At 41.1% G+C, this 20,471-nt stretch carries 21 protein-coding genes and 1 other RNA gene; 7 read left to right on the top strand and 15 right to left on the bottom strand.

The genetic code is table 11. The features are described from left to right. Positions 1–109: 109 nt before the first annotated feature. On the bottom strand, positions 110–682 hold the full coding sequence (locus GPA07_RS10340) for a TetR/AcrR family transcriptional regulator (RefSeq protein ID WP_008357327.1): 573 nt from the start codon (positions 680–682) through the stop codon (positions 110–112). Between the two features lie 3 nt (positions 683–685). After that, positions 686–1,405 (bottom strand): MBL fold metallo-hydrolase, encoded by a 720-nt coding sequence (locus GPA07_RS10335; protein WP_157292491.1) that lies wholly within the window; start codon positions 1,403–1,405, stop codon positions 686–688. A 281-nt stretch (positions 1,406–1,686) separates the two neighbouring features. On the opposite strand from GPA07_RS10335, the gene GPA07_RS10325 reads away from it, so the two are divergent. Then, on the top strand, positions 1,687–2,211 hold the full coding sequence (locus GPA07_RS10325) for a CcdC protein domain-containing protein (protein WP_008357331.1): 525 nt from the start codon (positions 1,687–1,689) through the stop codon (positions 2,209–2,211). Positions 2,212–2,259: 48 nt separating this feature from the next. Here the strand turns inward: GPA07_RS10325 and czrA are convergent, their stop codons facing one another. Next, entirely contained in the window at positions 2,260–2,589 is a 330-nt protein-coding gene (gene czrA / locus GPA07_RS10320; RefSeq protein ID WP_007500691.1) for a Zn(II)-responsive metalloregulatory transcriptional repressor CzrA, read from the bottom strand. Between the two features lie 187 nt (positions 2,590–2,776). On the opposite strand from czrA, the gene GPA07_RS10315 reads away from it, so the two are divergent. Both GPA07_RS10315 and GPA07_RS10310 read left to right on the top strand, forming a co-directional pair. After that, complete coding sequence (locus GPA07_RS10315) at positions 2,777–4,102, top strand: APC family permease (protein WP_008357334.1); 1,326 nt, start codon at positions 2,777–2,779, stop codon at positions 4,100–4,102. A gap of 96 nt (positions 4,103–4,198) precedes the next feature. After that, positions 4,199–4,861: a lysozyme family protein gene (locus GPA07_RS10310; RefSeq protein ID WP_008357335.1), complete on the top strand. Its 663-nt coding sequence runs from the start codon at positions 4,199–4,201 to the stop codon at positions 4,859–4,861. An 80-nt stretch (positions 4,862–4,941) separates the two neighbouring features. Here GPA07_RS10310 and prpB read toward each other — a convergent pair whose 3' ends face one another. The 4 genes from prpB to GPA07_RS10290 all read right to left on the bottom strand — a co-directional run bounded on the left by prpB (position 4,942) and on the right by GPA07_RS10290 (position 9,161). Next, a complete protein-coding gene (prpB, locus tag GPA07_RS10305; protein ID WP_157292490.1) occupies positions 4,942–5,859 on the bottom strand; it encodes a methylisocitrate lyase in 918 nt (305 codons plus the stop codon). Positions 5,860–5,871: 12 nt separating this feature from the next. Continuing rightward, positions 5,872–7,308, bottom strand: a complete 1,437-nt coding sequence (locus GPA07_RS10300) for a bifunctional 2-methylcitrate dehydratase/aconitate hydratase (RefSeq protein WP_157292489.1) — start codon at positions 7,306–7,308, stop codon at positions 5,872–5,874. A gap of 2 nt (positions 7,309–7,310) precedes the next feature. Further along, on the bottom strand, positions 7,311–8,453 hold the full coding sequence (mmgD, locus tag GPA07_RS10295) for a citrate synthase (protein WP_008357341.1): 1,143 nt from the start codon (positions 8,451–8,453) through the stop codon (positions 7,311–7,313). A 168-nt stretch (positions 8,454–8,621) separates the two neighbouring features. Beyond that, the gene (locus GPA07_RS10290; RefSeq protein WP_008346516.1) at positions 8,622–9,161 is read right to left on the bottom strand and encodes a DUF420 domain-containing protein; all 540 of its coding nucleotides are present in this window, start codon (positions 9,159–9,161) and stop codon (positions 8,622–8,624) included. A 195-nt stretch (positions 9,162–9,356) separates the two neighbouring features. On the opposite strand from GPA07_RS10290, the gene GPA07_RS10285 reads away from it, so the two are divergent. Beyond that, positions 9,357–9,863, top strand: coding sequence for a GNAT family N-acetyltransferase (locus GPA07_RS10285; protein ID WP_008357343.1), 507 nt, complete (start codon positions 9,357–9,359; stop codon positions 9,861–9,863). A gap of 152 nt (positions 9,864–10,015) precedes the next feature. Here the strand turns inward: GPA07_RS10285 and GPA07_RS10280 are convergent, their stop codons facing one another. The 8 genes from GPA07_RS10280 to GPA07_RS10245 form a co-directional block, all read right to left on the bottom strand. Then, on the bottom strand, positions 10,016–10,807 hold the full coding sequence (locus GPA07_RS10280; protein ID WP_008357345.1) for a 3D domain-containing protein: 792 nt from the start codon (positions 10,805–10,807) through the stop codon (positions 10,016–10,018). A gap of 246 nt (positions 10,808–11,053) precedes the next feature. After that, positions 11,054–12,844 (bottom strand): DNA helicase RecQ, encoded by a 1,791-nt coding sequence (gene recQ, locus GPA07_RS10275; protein WP_157292488.1) that lies wholly within the window; start codon positions 12,842–12,844, stop codon positions 11,054–11,056. 134 nt (positions 12,845–12,978) lie between these two features. Continuing rightward, positions 12,979–13,164, bottom strand: a non-coding RNA gene (gene ssrS, locus GPA07_RS10270) — 6S RNA. 132 nt (positions 13,165–13,296) lie between these two features. After that, positions 13,297–13,797: a TraR/DksA family transcriptional regulator gene (locus tag GPA07_RS10265; RefSeq protein WP_034738713.1), complete on the bottom strand. Its 501-nt coding sequence runs from the start codon at positions 13,795–13,797 to the stop codon at positions 13,297–13,299. A 96-nt stretch (positions 13,798–13,893) separates the two neighbouring features. Further along, entirely contained in the window at positions 13,894–14,541 is a 648-nt protein-coding gene (locus tag GPA07_RS10260; protein ID WP_157292487.1) for an SDR family oxidoreductase, read from the bottom strand. A 177-nt stretch (positions 14,542–14,718) separates the two neighbouring features. Beyond that, positions 14,719–15,060: a PH domain-containing protein gene (locus GPA07_RS10255; RefSeq protein WP_008357353.1), complete on the bottom strand. Its 342-nt coding sequence runs from the start codon at positions 15,058–15,060 to the stop codon at positions 14,719–14,721. Positions 15,061–15,350: 290 nt separating this feature from the next. Beyond that, complete coding sequence (locus GPA07_RS10250) at positions 15,351–15,488, bottom strand: DUF4025 domain-containing protein (RefSeq protein WP_082194734.1); 138 nt, start codon at positions 15,486–15,488, stop codon at positions 15,351–15,353. Between the two features lie 49 nt (positions 15,489–15,537). Then, positions 15,538–15,750 (bottom strand): DUF6501 family protein, encoded by a 213-nt coding sequence (locus GPA07_RS10245; protein ID WP_008357355.1) that lies wholly within the window; start codon positions 15,748–15,750, stop codon positions 15,538–15,540. 210 nt (positions 15,751–15,960) lie between these two features. Between GPA07_RS10245 and GPA07_RS10240 the strand changes: the two genes are divergently transcribed. The 3 genes from GPA07_RS10240 (at position 15,961) to GPA07_RS10230 (ending at position 20,443) form a co-directional block, all read left to right on the top strand. Further along, complete coding sequence (locus GPA07_RS10240) at positions 15,961–17,445, top strand: aldehyde dehydrogenase family protein (RefSeq protein ID WP_008357356.1); 1,485 nt, start codon at positions 15,961–15,963, stop codon at positions 17,443–17,445. A gap of 306 nt (positions 17,446–17,751) precedes the next feature. Further along, the gene (locus GPA07_RS10235; protein ID WP_157292486.1) at positions 17,752–19,629 is read left to right on the top strand and encodes a terpene cyclase/mutase family protein; all 1,878 of its coding nucleotides are present in this window, start codon (positions 17,752–17,754) and stop codon (positions 19,627–19,629) included. Beyond that, a complete protein-coding gene (locus GPA07_RS10230; RefSeq protein ID WP_157292485.1) occupies positions 19,622–20,443 on the top strand; it encodes a superoxide dismutase in 822 nt (273 codons plus the stop codon). Before GPA07_RS10235 ends, GPA07_RS10230 begins: the two co-directional genes overlap by 8 nt. The last annotated feature ends 28 nt before the right edge of the window (positions 20,444–20,471 follow it).

The following is a 20,471-nucleotide window of genomic DNA, read 5'->3' as shown; positions in this document are numbered from 1 at the left end:
TACCATGTTTCACAAAACTGTCAAATCTTTATTGGTTATTTGCAAAAAAAATGTTTTGATCTGTTTCCGCCTCCTTCATCATATCGGTTCAATACATAAAAAAGACCTGTCAATGAGACAGATCTTCTTGCTGCTTAATACCTGCGATATAAAGACGGACCGCATAGCTGACACTCTCTTCAAGCTGTTCTTTCCGTTGAAATCCCTTTTTGTTTGAAATATCCCCAAAACCATGCAGTAAACTTCTGAGACCTCTGACGACATGCGTCATCTCCTCTTCTTTTACACCAAAACGAGACATGATGGATTGGACAAAATCAGCAAGGTTCTCTGCAGCCATACTGACTTCTTTTTCATTCATATGTGAAAAAGCAGCCTCATATAGACCGGGATGCTGACGGACAAATTGAACATATTGTCTTGCAAATGCTAAAACAGCGTCCTCTTTTTCCAGCCCCGCCGTTACTTGTTTGCCCTCCTCACAAAGCATTGTCAGCCCCTTAACAGCAAGAGCAGCCTGTATTTCATGAAGACCAGATACATGATTGTAAAGTGATGGCGGTCTGATGTTGAGCCGTTTGGACAATGTAGCAATCGTCAAAGCGGAGTAGCCCTCTTCATCAACATATTCAATAGCAGTTTTAAAAATTTTGTCTTGAGTGATACCCATTCTTGGAGACATGGTTTACTGCCCTCCCTTTTGTAGCTGATGTTTCCTTTTTTCAATAGCGGTTTGCAGCTTTGCCTTAGGCTCTATAATGAGATCACCATGTCCTGCTGCGAGACAAGATAAGGGAAGTTCCAGTAATTTTTCAGCACTTTTTAGTGCTGTTTCTGCATCCCAAGTGGAAAAATAAGGAAATGGAAAGGTGGAGCGAAACTCTCCCGTTACAAATAAACCACCTTTTGTCACAACTGCATCACCTGCAATGACAACCCCCGACTTTTCATCGTATAAAGAGATGCTTCCTGGGGTATGTCCTGGTGTGGCAATGACTGTAAGTGAGCCAATCTCGTCCCCTTCTTCGAGAAGCACATCTGGTTTTGTGTGAATGTTTTTTGAAAAACTGCCTTTCACTTTTTTCTCCGGCTCACCAGGGAGTAAGGAAAAATCACCAGCAAACAGACGAGCATCTCGTTTCGACAAATAGACGACTGCCTCTGGAAAAGCCTTTTTCACTTCATCTAGAGCACCAATATGATCCATATGACTATGAGTCAGAATCACTTGTTTAATCGGTTTGTTTAATGTATGTGCAAATTCAATTATCGAGCTTGCTGCCATTTTCAAAGCTGCATCAATTAAGATGAGTTCATCCTCTTCCTCAAATACATAACAATTTACCGGAAAGATTCGAGGCATTAATGTAAGCTGGTGTAAGCGACCAAATGTAGTGAATCTCATCTTATTCCCCCTAAAACTAATGTCGTTAGTTTCATATTAACTAATGATATTAGTTTTAGCAACTATTTTTTCATCAACTGCAATATAAATATTGATTTGGGCTTCTTTTGGATCGATAGATCGTCAGTATCATCACAATGGACAAAATGCGATCTATTTTCATGACTTTTCCTCTTTTTCATAAATGTAGGTTTTGATTTGATAAAAAAAGAAAGAATGGTAAAGATAAGTAACAGCCAGCATTCATTTACATCCCTGCCCGTGCAGGAGGAGGTTGCATCATGACACATCACGTATGGCAGTTGTTCATGATCGGGATCATCATTTTGACATGGATTATCATTCGAATGAATCGAATGAGACGCTATCAACTTGTGCGCCCGGTAAATCTGTTCATGAGAATGTATGTATTTGGTTTCACTGCCCTTATTCTCTTATCAGAAGGATGGCAAAATCACAGTATTTTTATCTATGCCGCAATTGGCATGATCTTTGGGAGCATTCTGGCTCTTCACGCCTATCAAACGATTCGGATGAAATCAGAAGATGGCCGGCTTTATGTCAAAACGAGTAAATGGATTGAGAGCTTCATTTTATGTTTGTTTTTATCCAGGCTTGCATTGAAATTAGTCGATCTGACCAAACATGCGATCACAAAAATGGATGTCGTTGAATTATATCAGCATATCGTAAGCGATGATGCCCTGACCATGCTCAGCTTTTTTCTGCTAGCTGCTTACTATATTGTTTTTTCTTATCAAATGATGAAAGCAAATAAACGATCGACACATATGCATCATGCATAAAAACCTTCCTATCTGGGGTCAGTCCCCTGAAAGTAGGAAGGTTTTTTATCAATCGTGCTGTGCATGGTGAATCATTTGTTCAAGCACTTCCATCACATGCTGATCTTCAGGGCTGTAAAAAATGGACGTCCCTGCTCGTCTAGATTTTACGAGACGAAGGTTTTTTAAAAAGCGCAGCTGATGAGAAACGGTTGATTGCATAAGGTTGAGTGTTTCCGCTATATCATTTACCGAATGTTCTCCTTGAGACAGCAAATGCAGAATACGAATACGGGTCGGATCAGACAATGCCTTAAATGTTTGTGAGACAAGAAATAAACTTTCTTCGTCCAGCTCCATCCGTTCCTGTTCTTGATTTGTATTCAGTTCTTCCTTCATTTCGCTTCACCTTTCTTGTCAGTCAATTCACGACTTATTCTATGTATCATCATATACCAAAACGTGCGGCATGCAAAGCTTACACACCTTTAGGAAAAAGATTTATTCAAATAGCATTGACACGTGGTAGCATTCTTTTTAAAATGAGCATTATTTATTCATTTTTTTAGAGGAGCTGATAGGCAAATTGACTGAAGAGCCAAGACTAAAACGCAGCCTGACTGTCTTTCCACTTGTTGTGATCGGGCTTGCTTATATGGACCCGCTTGTCGTATTTGATTCATACGGCATCGTAGCGCAGCTGACGAAAGGCCACGTAGCTGCAGCTTATATATTTACTTTACTTGCATTACTATTGACAGCGCTTAGCTATGGGAATATGGTGAAGGCTTTTCCAAAAGCAGGATCTGCATATACATACGCGCAAAAAAGTATTCATCCTCACGTCGGCTTCCTTGTAGGCTGGACGCTCTTGCTGGATTATTTATTTTTGCCTATGGTGAATTTTGCAATCGGAAGTGCATATTTAACCGCAGCCTTTCCTGATGTACCTCATTACATTTGGATCATCATACTTGCTATCGCCATAACGACTGTCAATGTAATCGGTATACGTCTTACAGCCAACATTACGGCGCTATTTGTGACCTTTCAGGTCATTGTTGCTGTTACATTTGTTGGATTTATGATTTATGGACTTTCGCAAAACGCAGGTACGGGGGAATTATTGTCAGCCCGTCCGTTTTATTCAGCGAGCTTAGATCCTACTCTTATTTTTTCAGGGGCAACCATTTTATGTTTTTCTTTTCTTGGATTTGATGCGATTTCGACCATGTCTGAGGAAACGATTAAGCCAAAAAGAACGATTCCTCTTGCGATTTTCTTAACGGTCGCCATTGGAGGCGTTTTGTTTACCCTCACCTCTTATTTTTTACAGCAGGTGTTTCCAAATTTTCAGCAGTTCAAGCATCCTGATGCTGCTTCACTTGAAATTGCGGAATTTGTGGGCGGCGCATTTCTCCACTCGTTCTTTTTAGCTGGCACCATGGTCGCTGTCATCTCTTCATCCTTATCGTCACACGCAAGTGCAGCAAGGCTCTTGTATGCGATGGGAAGAGATCAATCATTACCGAAGCGATTCTTCGGTTATATTCATCCGACATTGAAAACCCCTGTTTTCAACATTTTATTAATTGGCGTTTTCTCTTTAACCGCAGTCATTGGCGAGCTTGAAGTCATTTATTCGTTTATCAGCTTTGGGGCATTAATTGGATTTACCTTTGTAAACGTGTCTGTTTTTGCATACTATTTCATCAAACAGAAACAAAGAGGGATATTAAACACACTCAGATATGCAATCATTCCTCTTTGCGGAACGGCCTTTTGTATGTGGCTGTTAACAAGCATCAGTACCAATGCATTAATCATTGGCATGGTGTGGCTCATGATCGGTTTCGTTTATTTCTGCTACAGGCTGAAAACAAGAGCTGAATTTACGTTTGGGTATGATTGATGATAGGTTTTCACTTGGTATCCGGTGCAGGATGTGGCATAATAAAAAGGCTGTACTTCCCTTTTAAAAGCGGGGCAAAACAGGGGTGAACTGACCTTGAAAAAGAAAAAAACAGGATGTTTTGCCATTTCAGGCTGTTTCACGATTTTTCTGTTTGTTTGCGTATTAGCAGCTATTGTCATTTCCTTTAATCAAAAGGAATTAAAAAAGCTGCCGATTGATACGGAATCAATTGTTTTGTCGAGATTGGATGATTACAAACCGCTTGTAGAAACAGAGTTAAGAGATGAAGATTTAGATCAATATACCGCGTTAATCCTCGGTATGATGTATCAAGAATCAAAAGGCAGAGGCGGAGATCCCATGCAGTCCTCAGAATCTCTTGGTTTGAAACGAAATGAAATCAATGACCCACAGAAAAGCATTAAACAAGGTATCCATCATTTTTCGACCATGTACAAGCATGGGAAGAAAAAAGGCGTTGATTTGGAAACCATTATACAAAGCTATAATATGGGAATCGGCTATATTGATTTTGTTGCAAAAAACGGGGGGAAACATTCCGAAAAATTGGCAAAGCAATACTCCAAAAAGCAAGTGAAACGAAACCCCGATGTGTATACGTGCGGAGGAGACAAAGATAACTTCCGCTATCCGTATTGCTACGGTGATTTCACTTATGCTGAAAAAGTAAAAGAAAAAATGAAAACAGTTGAAGAAAAAATGAAATTGGCTTCATCATCCACACCATCATCTTAAAAAAAGCACTTCCGGCTAGGAAGTGTTTCAGAATTGTTGAGAAAGAGCTAAAATGATTTTATTTTAGCTCTTTCTTTTTTTTATGAATGTTCTTTTCCGATTTCCGGCAGGATTGTTTTGGCTAAATGCTGATCCATTTCTTCATATTCATCATAATGAATTGTCTCATACAGTTCTTTTCTCGTTTGCATGTCCTCCAGCATCCCTTGCTGCGTCCCCTTTTCCATGATCTCTGTAAATAAACGCTCATACGCTTTTGCAGCGACTCTAAGGGAGGACACAGGGTAAATGACCATTTGAAAGCCGAACATGGAAAATTCGTCTGTATGATAATAAGGCGTTTTCCCAAACTCCGTCATGTTTGCAAGGAGCGGTCCTTTTATATGGCTTGAAGCATGCGTGAAATCTTCTGCTGTGATCAGCGCCTCGGGGAAAATGGCATCCGCACCTGCTTCTACATATAAATTGGCCCGGTGAATGACATCCTCCATCCCGTTTACTGATTTCGCATCGGTTCTAGCAATGACGAGCAGCGTTGGGGCCGCTTGTTTGATGGCTTTGATTTTCGCAATCATTTCTTCTACAGGGACGAGTGACTTTCCGTTTAAATGCCCGCATTTTTTCGGCATTTGCTGATCTTCGATTTGAACAGCTGCCACCTTACTCTCCACCATTTCCTTTGCTGCCCTTGCTGCATTTAATACACCGCCATAGCCAGTGTCCATATCGACCAAAAGAGGTAACTGAGAAGCCCGAATGATTTCCTTTGCTTTTTCCGCCATTTCGGTGGAATGAATCATGCCTAAGTCAGGAAGTCCTTTGCTGGCACAAAAAGCGGCACCAGATAAATAAAGCCCTTGAAAGCCCATTTTTTTCGCATAGAGCGCAGACATTCCATCGTGAACGCCTGGGATTTGAAATAAAGCGGATTTGTTCATTTGCTCTTTAAAAGCTGCGGCTAAGTCAGTTTGACTCGTCTCATCATTCACGATCCACACACTAGCTCCCCCTTATATCACGAATAAGTCCATAAATGCTGGTACTGTCGTTGTTTTTAATTGATTTGGATTTTGGCAAAGTGACACAATTTGTTCTACTTGTTTTTGTGGAAATCTTGTCTTCAAATGATACGCCCATTTTTTTTCAAGCAGCGGAATGCCTTCCTGTCTTCTTCTGCGATGACCAAGCGGATACTCAATTTCAATTCGATCTGTCATCGTCCCGTCTTTAAAGAAAATTTGCACACAGTTTGCAATCGACCTCTTTTTCGGATCTAAATAGTCTTCAGTGTAACGTTTATCTTCTTTCACGACCATTTGATCACGCAAACGATCAATGAGGGGATTTTGTGCAGTTTCTTCTTCATAATGATCAGCTGTCAGCTCACCATAGATCAGCCCAATGGCTGTAATATATTGTAAGCAATGATCACGATCTGCCGGGTTGTAAAGCGGTCCTTTTTTATCAATAATTCGAATCGCTGATTCATGTGTCGTAATCTCAATTCGGTCAATCTCATCTAACCGGTCTTTTACAGCATCATGGAGCATCACAGCAGCTTCAGCAGCAGTTTGTGCATGAAATTCTGCAGGATAAGCAATTTTAAAGAGCACATTTTCTATGACATATGATCCGAGCGGCTGGGCAAGTGTGAGCGGTTTTCCCTTCATTAACACATCTTCAAACCCCCACTTTTCTGCACTTAGCGGTGTTTGATAGCCCATCTCTCCTTTCAGTGTCATCATCGCCAGTCTCACCCCGCGGCTTGTGGCATCCCCTGCTGCCCACGATTTTCTTGATCCTGTGTTTGGGGCGTGCCGGTACGTTCTGAGCGGGGAATTATCAACAAAGGCCTGTGATAGCACATGCTGCACGTCTTCCTTTGTTCCGCCAAGCATCGCACAAACGACTGCACTTGTGGCTACCTTAACAAAGAGAACATGATCCAAACCATTTCGATTCAGACAATTGTCTAAAGCCAGCACACCTTGTATTTCATGTGCCTTCACAATTGCATGCAAGACGTCATTCATCGAAAGCGGCTCTTCTCCATTTGCAAGACGCGTTCTGCTCAAATAATCACTTACAGCTAAAATACCGCCTAGGTTATCAGACGGATGACCCCACTCCTGTGCAAGCCACGTGTCATTATAATCTAACCAGCGGATCATACATCCTATATTAAAGGCCGCTTGAACTGGATCTAACACAAATGAAGTGCCAGGCACTCTTGCTCCGTTAGGGACAACGGTTCCAGGTACAATCGGTCCAAGATGCTTCGTGCATTCAGGAAAATTGAGCGCCAGCATCCCGCAGCCGAGTGTATCCATGAGGACGTACCTTGCTGTTTCAATTGCCTCTTTGCTCGTAATTTCTCCGTCTACGGCATAGGCAGCGATTTCTTCTAATAGTTGATCCGTTTGATTGGCTACTGCTGTTTTATTCATGTTCATTCCCCCGTTTTTCCATCATCATTTGAGACTTTTAATCCTCTTGGCCCTAAATACCGGACTCTTGGTCTAAATATCCGATTGTGCAAATGCTGCTCAATGACATGAGCGGCTAATCCGCTTGCTCTCGCAGCAAAGAAGATCGGCGTGTAAAGTGAAATAGGAATTCCGAGCACGTAATAAATAGGTGCTGCGTAATAATCAAGGTTTGGATAGAGGTTTTTCTTCTCCTTCATGTATGCCTCGCCTGCGACGCACATGTCATACAATGTTGTATCTCCCTTTGATTCAGTAAGCGTTTTCAATGATCGTTTTAAAAGAGCAGCTCTCGGGTCCATTTTTCTCATGTATACCCGGTGGCCAAAGCCCATCATTTTTTCTTTTGCGGCTAATTTACGTTCAATGAGTGCAAGGAAACCTTCTGTTGTTTTGCCTTCGAGTAACATGTGCATGACGGCTTCATTCGCTCCTCCGTGTAAATCGCCTTTTAATGAAGATATCGCTCCAGTAAAAGCGCCATACATGTCAGAATGAGTAGATGCAATGACTCTGGCAGCAAAAGTTGAATTCGGCAGCTCATGTTCGCTATAGAGCGTAAGCGTTTGGTCAAAAGCGGTGATTTCGTCTTGTGTAGGAGTACGGCCTGTTAACATGGCTAAAAAGTTTTCAGTGTAGGGTTTGGTCTGATCTGGAGAAATAGCGGCGTTTTTTGTGAGAATATGATAGCTCCCTGCAACAATCGCTGGCAGCTGGCCAAGTAATCGAACGGCACGCGCTTGTTGGCATGCTTCTGATCGATCATTCAGTTGTTCATCATACCCTGCAAGAGCAGATAAACAAGTTCTTATGGCATCCATCGGGTGAGTGGTTTTTGGCAGTTTTGTCAAAATGGTTTGAATGGTTGGATGTAAGTTTGTTTGTGAGGAAATGTCTTGCTGAAATTGGTGATATTCCATTGCATCTGGTAATCTTCCGTAAATAAGCAGATAGGCTGTTTCTAAGTATGTCTTGTTTTGCGCCAACTCAATGAGATCATAGCCGCGAATCACAATTTCTTCTTGCTGCACATCTAAGTACGAAATGGACGTTTCGCTTGCCACAATGTCTTCAAGCCCCGGTTTATACTGCAATTGTTCAGTCATCATATAACCCCCGTTTCGTTCAATTGTTGTTCTCCAAACGAGCAAACGGCCAGAAATGATGTGATTCTATTGATGGGAAAATACCGTGCAAGTCGGATACCCAATTCCCATTTTATCCAAAGCACCTCATCTTGTAAATAAAAGAACGTATGTCCAGATGGACATACGTTAACTGTAGTATGGAGAAATCATGATATACACAATGACGCCAGTGAGACTGACATAGAGCCAAAGCGGCATTGTCCAGCGGGCAATTTTACGGTGACGCTCCACTTGCATTTGTGCCCCTCTAAAAAGTGTAATGAGGGCAAGCGGTACAATAACGGCAGATAACACGATATGTGTAATTAAAATAAAGAAGTAAATCGGACGAATGATTCCTTCTCCCCCAAAGTGTGTATCAGCTGCCATTGAATGATACGTCACATACGAAATTAAAAAGACAAGTGTGGTTGAAAAAGCCGCAAAGATAAATCGTCTATGCGCTTTGATATTCTTTTGTTTAATCATGATGAGCGCTGAAAGTAAAAAGATAAACGTAAAGCTGTTCATCACAGCATTCAGTAATGGCAGAAATGTAATATCCAGATGACTAAATTTATCTGTTTTTGGCATGAAAAATAATAAAGCAATTAAGCCGTTTATGGCAATTGTTAAAAAGACAACAATGCCGGTAAAATTTTTCGGTTTTTGATTCTGTTCGTTCATGTTTGAAAACCCCTCTTTATTAGTTCCGACTAAGAGTATGTTATTTAACTTTCTTGCTAAAGTCAATGAATTCGCTGTCTTCGTCGAATTTTAGACAAACTTGCCGATTGCTAGCGGCTTGAAAGATCTATGCACTTCCTTTAGAATGGGAATTTGTGTGGTTTTTATCATCTCAATATGAAAGGAGCAATAGACTTGTCAATCTTACAGGAAACAGCAAAAGATGTGAAGACGTTAGAGCAAGAATTACAGCAATTGCAGTTCCAAATGTATCGAATGCAAGAAAATATGAAGGATATTTCAAAAAAAGCAAAGATTATTGGCATTGATCAAGCGAAAGAAGATGAGTGGATGATTGTCTCCGCCATTGAAAGTGCGGATACATGTAAAATTATGTTAAGCGATTGTGAAAAAGCTTTTCGCGGACAATCTGATTTTTCCTTAATTGCGGAATATCCTGAAGAAGGAAAGATTCACATTGCCGATATTAAAGGCCCGCCCAATAACGGCTATGGGTCAATCTGTATGAAGCATTTAAAGGAAATCGCAAGAGAGCAAAACATTCCTGTGATTACTGGAGATCTCGTCAAAAGAGATTGGAATCACGTGAACCGCCTGATTCATTTTTATGAAAAACACCATTTTGATGTCCAAATCAATTGGAGAGAACAAAGCGGAGAAATTTATTGGGTGGACAGCTAACGACAAAAACCAGCGTTTATCATGAGATGTACGCTGGTTTTTGTCGAAAATGCAAATTTTTCAGAAAAATATGTGTTTTTTTGCCCAAAAAAAGGGTACAATAAAAGCATCAGGCCGCCACCTGATGCTTTCTTCCAAAAAACAATAGACTACTAGTTAAGTACTTTCACTTTGACTGATTTTACGCCCCAATTTTTTGCTTGGGATTTGCTCGGTACGTGTACATCAATTTTGTTACCTTTAATTGCGCCGCCAGTATCTGCTGCGATGGCTTCACCGTAGCCTTCAACATAAACCTTACTTCCTAATGGAATGACCTTAGGATCTACTGCAATGACTTTTGCATTCGGGTTTTTGTTTAAGTTTACCCCTGTTGCAGTGATACCTGAGATGCCACCATCATTTGCTGTATACGCCGTAGCCGTTACAGTCATTTCTTTTTTCACACTTTGACTTGCAGAAGATGATGCTGCTTTAGCTGTTTCCTTTTTAGGAGCAGCTTTTTTCGTTGTTTGCTCTTTTTGGACAGGTTCCTGTTTTTGAACAGACTCTGAGCTTACCGGAGCTGAGCTTTGACCAGCAACACTTAGTGTTGAACCAATCAAAATTATATCTGAGTTTAAGTTATTCCAAGACTTAAGATCGCTAATTGACACATTGAATTTTTGAGCGATTTTCCAGAGGCTGTCCCCCTTCTGGACTTCGTACTGCTCCTGAGTTTTCTCTTTTGAAGAGATTGTCAATTTATCGCCAACATAGATCATGTCTGTAGATAAATTGTTCCAACCCTTTAGGTCCTTTAGAGACACATCATTTTTTTGAGAGATTCCCCAAAGTGTATCACCTTTCTTTACAGTGATTTCCTTTGCAGAAGCTTGCTGTGCTCCTAATGCTGTTGTTGAGATTGCTGCAACAGCAACCAAGGACATAATAGTCTTCTTCATAAAGTAAATCCTCCCTTGTTAGCTTTTTATGGCGGCTAACGAGTGCTATCGTAACATATGTAAATGTCATTTCAATAACAAAACGATATGTTTTAGATTACAGTTCCTTTACATGAAACATCTCTCTCCATTGGTAAATCAGACCACCAAACGGCTCAATTCCGCATCACATCAAGGTTTTAAAAGGATGGAAAACACCGTGAAAAGCACATGTCCAAGTGCTGTGAAAAAAATTATTTTTCTTCTTCAAACGCTTGATTTTTTCTCTTTTTCTATAAATAAACGTATTTCTTCTAAAAAAGCATCCCCGTATTTCTCTCTTTTTTGAGCGCCGACACCCTTAATATTCAGAAGTTCTTCTTCCGTTTTAGGCTCTACTGCTGACATTTCCTTCAATGTTTGATCAGAAAATACAACAAACGGCGGAACGCCCTGCTCTCTTGCTAACCTCATTCTCACTACCCTCAACTGCTCAAATAGTGCGTCGTTTTCTTGAATGGCCATAGCTTTGATCGCCTGCTTTTTATAAACAGCCTCTTGCCCTACTAGCACTTTCTTTCCTTTATACGTCACCTTTAGCGTTGGATACGTTCCTTCTGACATATGTAAATACTCTTCTGTAATTAAAAATTCAATGAAATCACTAATGTGCTGGGCTGAATGATGCTTCATTAAAGCATATGTAGGAAGACGGTCGAAACCAAGATCAAGCACTTTTTTGTTTTTTGAGCCCGCTAATACTTGGGCAATCATCATTTTTCCGAATCGTTCGTTCATTCTAACGGTGCAAGATAAAACCATTTGCGCTTCTCTTGTGACGTCTTCACGCTCTCTCTCGTCTAAGCAATTGCTGCACTTTTGACAAGGCGCACTTGCTGATTGATCAAAATAGTCCATCACAAATTGCTGAAGGCACTGCTCCGTATGACAGTAATCGACCATTTGTCTTAGTTTAAACAATTCATGCTGATACCGCACTTCATCTTCTGTCGATTGCTCAATGAGAAAACGCTGCACTCGTACGCCTTGAGGTGAAAAGAGCAAAATGCATTCACTTTCAAGCCCGTCTCTGCCGGCCCGTCCTGCTTCTTGATAGTAGCTTTCAATATCCCTAGGAATTTGATGATGAATGACAAAACGTACATTGGACTTATTGATTCCCATGCCAAATGCAGACGTAGCCACCATCACCTGAATGTCATCATTTAAAAAGAGGTTTTGCTGCTCCTCTCGCACATCATCATCTAATCCTCCATGGTAAATACCCGCTTTGATCTTTTGCTTTTTTAAGCGATTGTAAATCTGATCTGCTTCTTTTCGTGTAGCTGTATAAATAATGCCTGATTCAAGACTGTTTTTCTTCATATATTGTGTGATGAAATGGTCGCTGTTTTGTCCTTTCACCACTTGAAAGGATAAATTTTCTCTAGCAAAACCAGTAAAGATGGTTTCTTCCCCGTTCATGCCAAGCTGCTGACATATATCCTGATGAACTTTTTTTGTGGCTGTTGCTGTTAATGCCACAATCACCGGCCTTTTCGGCAGCTTATTTAAACATTCTTGAATAAAGCGATAGCTCGGTCTAAAATCATGACCCCACTCAGATATACAGTGCGCTTCATCAATAGCGATTAAAGGAATCGTCAATTGATGAAGCAGCTGAAAAAAGCGTTCATTTTGTAAGCGTTCAGGGGTGATATACAGCAGATCATATTCACCATTTTCACATTTTTTCAGCCTTGCATTCAATTCGCCTGCTGAAAGTGTACTGTTTAAAAAAGACGATCGTATTCCCATCTCATTTAACGCATCCACCTGATCTTTCATTAAAGAAATAAGCGGAGATACAACGATCGTTGTGCCTTCCATCATCAGGGCAGGAATCTGGTAGCAAACCGATTTCCCTCCGCCTGTCGGCATAATGCAGACGGTATCTTTTCCTTTGCTTACAATCGATTCAATGGCTTGTTTCTGTCCCTGCCTAAAGGCATCAAAGCCATAATATTGTTTAAGGAGTGCTTCTGCTTGTCGTAACATCCAATTCCCTCTCCGTCATTTGTTTTGTCTATTTTAACATACATTCCTGCATTCACATTCGGTCTGCTCAATTTCGTATTTTGAGCAAAATAAAAAGCCATTTTCCAAAATGGAAAATGGCTTGATTCATCCTAGGAAAAGCTGCGGATGCCGTAATCTAAGTAAGAAAGTTTTAAACCACCACTCCTCAAAGTGGGTGTTTGCAGAAACGTTCCTGTCTTCCTCTCAAAGGAGGCGTGACATTCCAGCTTCAATATAAAACTCCCTATTACAGCTTAAAGGTTAAAACTTAATTAACATTACGCACATCGCAGCCTTTAAACTATACTACACGAAAGTTTATTAAATTTCAAGATATGTTTTTTCAATAAAATGCTCATGTATTCAAGATATCTGTCCATACATACATAAGAAAAAATTATTCTAAGAAAGTTTCATTTTTTCCCATCGTGTTATTTGTCATCCTCTAAATCAACATCTTGCTCTTCTTCTAATCTTTCATACGTGTCTGAATGCATTTGATCCATTGTTTCTCTATTTGTTAAATTACGCATTTGTTCAGAGAACGAACGGTCAAATTCATTCGGATCTTGATTGGTTTCTTCGTTTTTCTTGGCATCAATTGAATAACGCGTATATGGTACTGCTTTTAAACGTTCATACGGAATGTCTTTTCCTGTTTTCTCACATATCCCATATGTGCCGTCCTCCATTCGCTTAAGCGCTGCATCAATTTCACCTTCAAGCTGATCATCGACTTGATCCAGCGTTTGTTCTGTCATGCGGTCTAAATAAATGCTTCCATGATCAGCCAGATGGTTTCCAACACCATTTGACATTTCATTAGATTCGACCAGCATGGATTCTTCTTTCTTTTTTGATCCTTTCACATCTTTTTTTAATTGAATGAGTCTTTCATATAAATCAGCTTTTTGCTCTTTCGTTAAGCTCACGGTCAACCACTCCTTTCTCCTTTCCTTCCCGCTACAAGCGAAATAAAAACATTAAAAAAAGCTGCCGCCTCTTTGGCAGCAGCTTTCTTCCTTCACTTAAAGCTTACGAAGTGCTTCTTCTACTGGTGTATCACCTTTGATTAAGTCAAAGGTCTTATTTTTCACATTAGGCTCCGTTAAGCTTTCTACTAGAACAACAGCTACATCTTCTCTTGAAATCTCAATGTTTCGATCATCTGGGATATGAGCAGCAGCTTCTATTTTCCCTGTTTTCTTCTCATGAAGCAACGCACCTGGGCGCACAATGGTGTAAGAAAGACCAGACTGTTTTAAATGTTCATCTGCCTTTCTTTTCGCTTCATAATAAATTTCCATACTGCCTTGTCCTTTTCCTTGGTTAGGATCGTCAGCATTATACGAACTCAGCATCACAAAGTGCTGAATATTTTCTTTTTTGGCCGCATCAACGAGGCGCTTTGCCCCCTCTTGATCCACAGCAATCGTTTTATCTGCACCTGTTTTTGAGCCTGAACCAGCTGCAAAGATGACAGCTTCCGCTTGTTTTACAGCAGGTGTGACATCCTTTTCAAGATCACCGGTGACAGGCGTGGCACCAAGTTCTTTTAGCTCATCGGCTTGTTTTTCATCTCGAATGAGAGCAAGCGGCTCATGTCCTTTTTCTTTTAAATAACGAATGACAAGTCTGCCTGTATGTCCATTTGCTCCAGCAACTAATACTTTCATTGTTCATTCTCCTTTCTGTATCTGTTTCATCTTTATCCTTTTTTTCTATGATTCAAACACGCCAATAGAAAAAAGCCTTTCCCATTTGTTATGAGAAAGGCTAAATCATGTGCGATAAATAAAAATAAGAACGAAGAATGAGAAAAGTGCATGTGATCTATGTAATCGCAAAGTTGATCAGCAAAGATGTTTTGTTAAGATGGCCTGCACATCACTCAAATCTGTATCTTTAGAAAAATCGAGTTCAAATACTTTTGAGCTTGTGACAAGCAGCATACCTGTGTCTTGATCAAACACGCCAGCTTCTTGAATGGCAAAACTTTCAATTGATCGATACGGCAAGGAGACCCTGACTTTCTTTTTAGAAAATATGCGGTTATCGCCAAAGATCAGTCGTTTATTGGTAAAACAAATTTGGTCGTGACGCAGTCTGTAAACAGCCTCAATTCTTTCCCCTTCAATCAATAAGGATTCGAATTTTTTATGATCATTTTGTTTACTGACAGAAAAAATACCCACGTAAACCCCCTCTTCCTGCATCAAATTCCTTTATGACAAAACGGCCACACGGCTCTGTGGGTACGTTTTATTCTCACTTATAGAATACGCTATAAGTGGTTGTTATTCCATTACGAATAGATTAAATTTCATTTAACTTTTTCTTTATGATCCGATGCTCTTTCCTCTACTTATTTAGACTGCTAAAGCAGGAAAAAAGTTTCAGTTCTTTTCGAGAAATCACCTTTGATTTTCTATTGTCATCATCCTATAAAAAAACAGTGATTGTGTAAAATCACTGTTTTAAATGGCTATTCATCTTTTGAGGTATCAATCGTTCCCTCGGCATACACATCAGAAATCTGCTCAAGCGTGATCGCCATATCAGCGTCTTCGTTATCATGCCAAGCATTTTGATGTTTCTGCTCGTCTGTTTGCTGCTTTTTCATTTTCATCACCCTTTACTGTTTTTCTTAGTATGAGTGATGACCCTTCAAATCATTCAGCCGAAATGTCTTCGAAATACTCTTTGTAATATCCGCCTACTTTACCGGTATTATCAACGACAAAGAGGAATTCCTCTGTTTCATTTTTCACTTCATATGTGTTTCCAACCGTTAGAACGCGGTTGACCATATATTTTTTCGCATTCGTATGTACACATTTTACTTGTTTTAACGTTTTGGCCGTTTGCCAGTTTTGATGGATCATGATATAAAAACTCCTTTTTTCATCTATATATTTATTGTAGCCAATTTTTTGTGAAATGCAATCAGTGTTATGGATTGCTTTCAAGCATGTCGTGTACTATGATAAATGTATACGTTTACATCTGTGTGCGTATACTGTTTGGCTTCACGTCCACTTTTTCCACCTAGAACTCGCAGAACAACCCATATCTTTAAGGAGGTTTGTTTATTTATGAGCTCTACAACACTTCAAATCAGTTCAAAACTCGAATCTTTTCTCCAAGGGACGAAGAAACTCTACATTAACGGTCAATTTGTCGCAAGTCACGATAACAAAACATTCTCTACGCCTAACCCAGCCACAGGAGAAACCCTTATTGATGTATATGAAGCCGGTGCAAACGACATTGATGAGGCAGTGAAAGCGGCTAAAAAAGCCTTCCATGGTCCGTGGCGCTCAATGTCTGCGGCAGAACGTGCCCGCCTGATGTTTAAACTTGCAGACCTAATGGAAGAACACCAAGAAGAGCTGGCTCAGCTTGAAACACTGGATAATGGAAAGCCCATTAATGAAACAACACATGCGGATGTTCCTCTTGCCATTGAACACATGCGCTATTATGCAGGCTGGACCACCAAAATGACTGGACAAACGATTCCTGTCAGTCAGGGATATTTTAACTATACCCGCCATGAGCCTGTTGGCGTTGTGGGACAAATCATTCCTTGGAACTTCCCGCTGCTTATGGCCATGTGGAAAATGGGGGCAGCACTAGCAACAGGCTGTACCATCGTTTTAAAGCCAGCCGAACAAACCCCTCTTTCTGCTCTTTATTTGGCTGAATTAGTGGATAAAGCTGGATTCCCAGATGGCGTCATTAACATCGTCCCTGGATTCGGTGAAACAGCCGGAGAAGCTTTAACTGATCACCCTGATGTCAACAAACTGGCATTCACAGGGTCAACAAGTGTTGGGAAATTGATTATGGAGAAAGCGGCTAAATCTATTAAACGGGTCACATTAGAGCTTGGCGGAAAATCGCCAAATATTATTTTACCGGATGCCGATTTAAAGAAAGCCATTCCAGGAGCTTTAAATGGTGTCATGTTTAACCAAGGTCAAGTGTGCTGTGCAGGCTCAAGAGTCTTTATTCACCGGAGTCAATATGATGAAGTAGTTGATCAAATGGCCACGTATGCGACCTCATTAAAGCAAGGCGCTGGTCTGCATCAGGATACCCAAATCGGCCCTCTTGTCAGTAAAGAGCAGCATGAGCGTGTGTTAGGCTATATTGAAAAAGGGAAGTCAGAAGGCGCAACCGCTGTTGTCGGTGGCGATTGTCCTTATGAAGCCGGCTATTTCGTCTCTCCTACTGTGTTTAAAGATGTAGAAGATGACATGACAATCGCAAAGGAAGAGATTTTCGGCCCAGTCCTATCTGCAATTCCTTATGATTCCATTGATGAAGTGGTCGAACGGGCCAATCAGTCTGAATATGGATTAGCCGCAGGACTTTGGACAGAAAATCTAAAACATGCCCATGATATCGCTGCACGTCTTGAAGCAGGCACGATTTGGGTCAACTGCTATAATGTCTTTGATGCCGCCTCCCCGTTTGGAGGATATAAGCAGTCAGGCCTTGGCAGAGAAATGGGATCATATGCCCTGAACAACTATACAGAAGTCAAAAGTGTGTGGATTAACCTTCAAGACTAATCAAGCACGTAAAGAAAAGCCGGTGACAATGTCATCGGCTTCAGATTGTTGACAAAGGGCTAAAATGAACTTTATTTTAGCCCTTTGTCTTCTTTTCAGCGTGAACTGAAAACCTTTGCAGTCTAGGAAGGACGAGTACCGGAGCGGAGCGAATTTGACATTCGTGAGCACCGGCACGCAGGACTGCGGGAGAATGCGAGGGTTTGTCTACACGTTGAAGCCGGTGACGATGTCATCGGCCTTTTTGTGATGGCATGTGACAGGCAGGCTCCTGAATATAGTGGTAAAGGAAAGGAGTATGACCAAATGCAGGATGTCAAAACGAGAGTACAGGAATACATCAATGAACTGCACATGCAGGTAGAACGCAGACAAAGAGAAGATGGCGCTTTTGTTTTCTGCTTTGAAGGACCTATGATGACAAATGCTTTTTTAATTATGCTGTTAAAGGCTGTGCATGACCCCGATCAGACATTGATCTATCAATTGGCCGAAGCAATACATGCAAAGCAAAATGAAGATGGTTCCTTTTCTTTGTATCATGATCAAACGGGACATGTCACAGCAACAGTTCAAGGCTATTGCGGAATGCTCGCTTCTGGCAGATTTCAAAAAGACGAACCTCATATGAAAAAAGCAGCACAGTATATTCGATCAAAAGGTGGATTAAAGAACGTACATTTTATGACAAAGTGGATGCTCGCCGTCAATGGCATGCACCCCTGGCCGTACTTCTATGCACCCCTTTCTTTTTTACTCATCCCTACATCATTTCCACTGCATTTCTACCATCTTAGTGCATATGCAAGAATTCATTTTGTGCCAATGATGATTGCACTGAACAAACGGTATACCTCTCATGCTAAGTTTCCATCGTTAGCACACCTTGATGACAGCATGTCCAAAAATCCATTTGACTGGTTTATGGCAAGAGAAGAACGTTCAACGGATCACTTCCTGATGTATATGAGATCATATACCGCCTTAGACAACCGGCTCGACTTTTTCGGATATGAAGCGGCTAAGCGATATATGTTTGACCGGCTTGAACAAGATGGGACGCTGTACAGTTACTTAAGTGCGACAATCTTTATGGTCTATGCACTAATGAGCCTTGGTCACCCACCAGGACATCATCTCATCCAAAAAGCGGTCAAAGGCATGAAAAAGCTTGTCACCTCCTGTCACGGCCACATGTATGCTGAGAATTCCACATCCACTGTTTGGGATACTGCGCTGGTCAGTTATGCCTCTCAAAAAGCAGGCAAAAAACGAGAAGATCCCATGATCATAAAATCATTCACATACTTGTTGAACCGGCAGCAAATGAAGAAAGCGGATTGGGCAATTCATAACCGGCATGCCGCTCCAGGAGGCTTTGGTTTTTCACATATTAATACCAATAACCCTGATTGTGATGACACACAAATTGTGTTAAAAGCAATTCCAAAAGAATTTGCGCAAGCGCAATGGACACGAGGGTTTGAATGGCTTCTTTCCATGCAAAACCGTGATGGCGGCTTTTCTGCGTTCGAAAAAAATCAAGATCACTTTCTGCTTCGTCATCTTCCGCTTGAATCGGCGGAGGATGCGGCCATTGATCCCTCAACTCCTGATATTACAGGCCGCGTGCTTCATCTGATTGGTTTAGAGGAGAAAAACATGGCTTCTCCAACTATCCTCAGACAAAAAGATCAATCCGTGAAATGGCTTCTTGATCATCAAGAGAAAAACGGATCATGGTTTGGCAGATGGGGTGTTTGTTATATTTATGGAACTTGGGCAGCGTTAACAGGACTCAAAGCGGCCGGTATCCCTTTCTCACACCCTGCCGTTCAAAAAGCATGCCGTTTCCTAAAACAGATTCAACTAGAGGATGGCAGCTTCGGAGAATCATGCAAAAGTGCAGAAGTGAAAACCTATGTCCCGCTCCCGTTTGGCACAGTGGTTCAAACCGCCTGGGCAGCAGAGGCTCTCCTGCAATATGAGAAACCAAATGACAAAGCGATTTTAGAAGCTGTCTCCTTTTTAGTGAATCATCATCATACGGAAGAAGCCTTGCACTATCCAGTAGGCATTGGACTGCCAAAACAATTTTACATCACATATCATAGCTATCCATTTGTGTTTCCAATGATGGCTTGTTCCACATTTTTAAAAGAAATGAGGCGTATCAATGAATAAGGAAGAATATCGTTCACAGCTCAAAGAGTGGCTTAGCTCGATTCAACATGTAACTCAAGATGATCACATTCACCAGAAAGCAGAAAATTTACGGTTCAAAATGAACGATGACCGTTCCAGTGAACAAGAGTGGTACGAACTGGCCGAAAGGATTGCAGACGATTTGAAACAACACGAAGCCCTGCGGGATGTAGCAGCAGGAAATCATCAGTTACCACCGCTGCCTTATCGGTATGAAGCGCTAGAGCCTTATATTTCAAAGGAAATTATGTATTTGCACCACCAAAAGCATCATCAGTCTTATGTCGATGGTCTAAATAAAGCTGAACTTGCACTAAAAAAAGCAAGAAGAACCAATGATTTTACGATGATCAAGCATTGGGAACGTGAGCTTTCTTTTCATGGGGCAGGGCATTATTTACATTGTATCTTTTGGTTTTCAATGAGTCCTTCAGGAAAAAGAAAGCCTACTGGTCAAATGCTTCGTCTTATTGAGCATTCGTTCGACAGCTATGAGGCATTCAAATCACATTTTTCAGCGGCAGCCAAACAAGTAGAAGGAGTCGGGTGGGCGATCCTTGTATGGGCACCACGCGCTCATCGCTTAGAGATTTTACAAGCCGAACGCCACCAACTGCTCTCACAATGGGATGTCATCCCTCTCCTTGCCCTTGATGTGTGGGAACATGCCTACTACCTTCAGTACCGAAATGAAAAGACACAATATGTAGACCGGTGGTGGAATGTCGTTGACTGGCGTGAGCCTGAAGCAAGACTAAAGCAGGCTCAGCAAGTGAAATGGACCCCTTATTGATATCATGCTTCATGTAGGCCTTGGCCTG

The organism is Bacillus sp. ms-22, assembly GCF_009759805.1.
Classification (GTDB): Bacteria; Bacillota; Bacilli; order Bacillales; family Bacillaceae; genus Bacillus; species Bacillus xiamenensis.
The sequence above is the reverse complement of the archived record's forward strand: the minus strand, read 5'-3'. Positions and strand labels throughout refer to the sequence as shown.

Coding starts and splice junctions, on each gene's coding strand:
- GPA07_RS10340 (WP_008357327.1), bottom strand. CDS start 682: ATGTCTCCAAGAATGGGTATCACTCAAGACAAAATTTTTAAAACTGCT.
- GPA07_RS10335 (WP_157292491.1), bottom strand. CDS start 1,405: ATGAGATTCACTACATTTGGTCGCTTACACCAGCTTACATTAATGCCT.
- GPA07_RS10325 (WP_008357331.1), top strand. CDS start 1,687: ATGACACATCACGTATGGCAGTTGTTCATGATCGGGATCATCATTTTG.
- czrA (WP_007500691.1), bottom strand. CDS start 2,589: ATGAAGGAAGAACTGAATACAAATCAAGAACAGGAACGGATGGAGCTG.
- GPA07_RS10300 (WP_157292489.1), bottom strand. CDS start 7,308: ATGAATAAAACAGCAGTAGCCAATCAAACGGATCAACTATTAGAAGAA.
- mmgD (WP_008357341.1), bottom strand. CDS start 8,453: ATGACTGAACAATTGCAGTATAAACCGGGGCTTGAAGACATTGTGGCA.
- GPA07_RS10290 (WP_008346516.1), bottom strand. CDS start 9,161: ATGAACGAACAGAATCAAAAACCGAAAAATTTTACCGGCATTGTTGTC.
- GPA07_RS10280 (WP_008357345.1), bottom strand. CDS start 10,807: ATGAAGAAGACTATTATGTCCTTGGTTGCTGTTGCAGCAATCTCAACA.
- recQ (WP_157292488.1), bottom strand. CDS start 12,844: ATGTTACGACAAGCAGAAGCACTCCTTAAACAATATTATGGCTTTGAT.
- GPA07_RS10260 (WP_157292487.1), bottom strand. CDS start 14,541: ATGAAAGTATTAGTTGCTGGAGCAAATGGACATACAGGCAGACTTGTC.
- GPA07_RS10250 (WP_082194734.1), bottom strand. CDS start 15,488: ATGAAAAAGCAGCAAACAGACGAGCAGAAACATCAAAATGCTTGGCAT.
- GPA07_RS10245 (WP_008357355.1), bottom strand. CDS start 15,750: ATGATCCATCAAAACTGGCAAACGGCCAAAACGTTAAAACAAGTAAAA.
- GPA07_RS10240 (WP_008357356.1), top strand. CDS start 15,961: ATGAGCTCTACAACACTTCAAATCAGTTCAAAACTCGAATCTTTTCTC.
- GPA07_RS10235 (WP_157292486.1), top strand. CDS start 17,752: ATGCAGGATGTCAAAACGAGAGTACAGGAATACATCAATGAACTGCAC.
- GPA07_RS10230 (WP_157292485.1), top strand. CDS start 19,622: ATGAATAAGGAAGAATATCGTTCACAGCTCAAAGAGTGGCTTAGCTCG.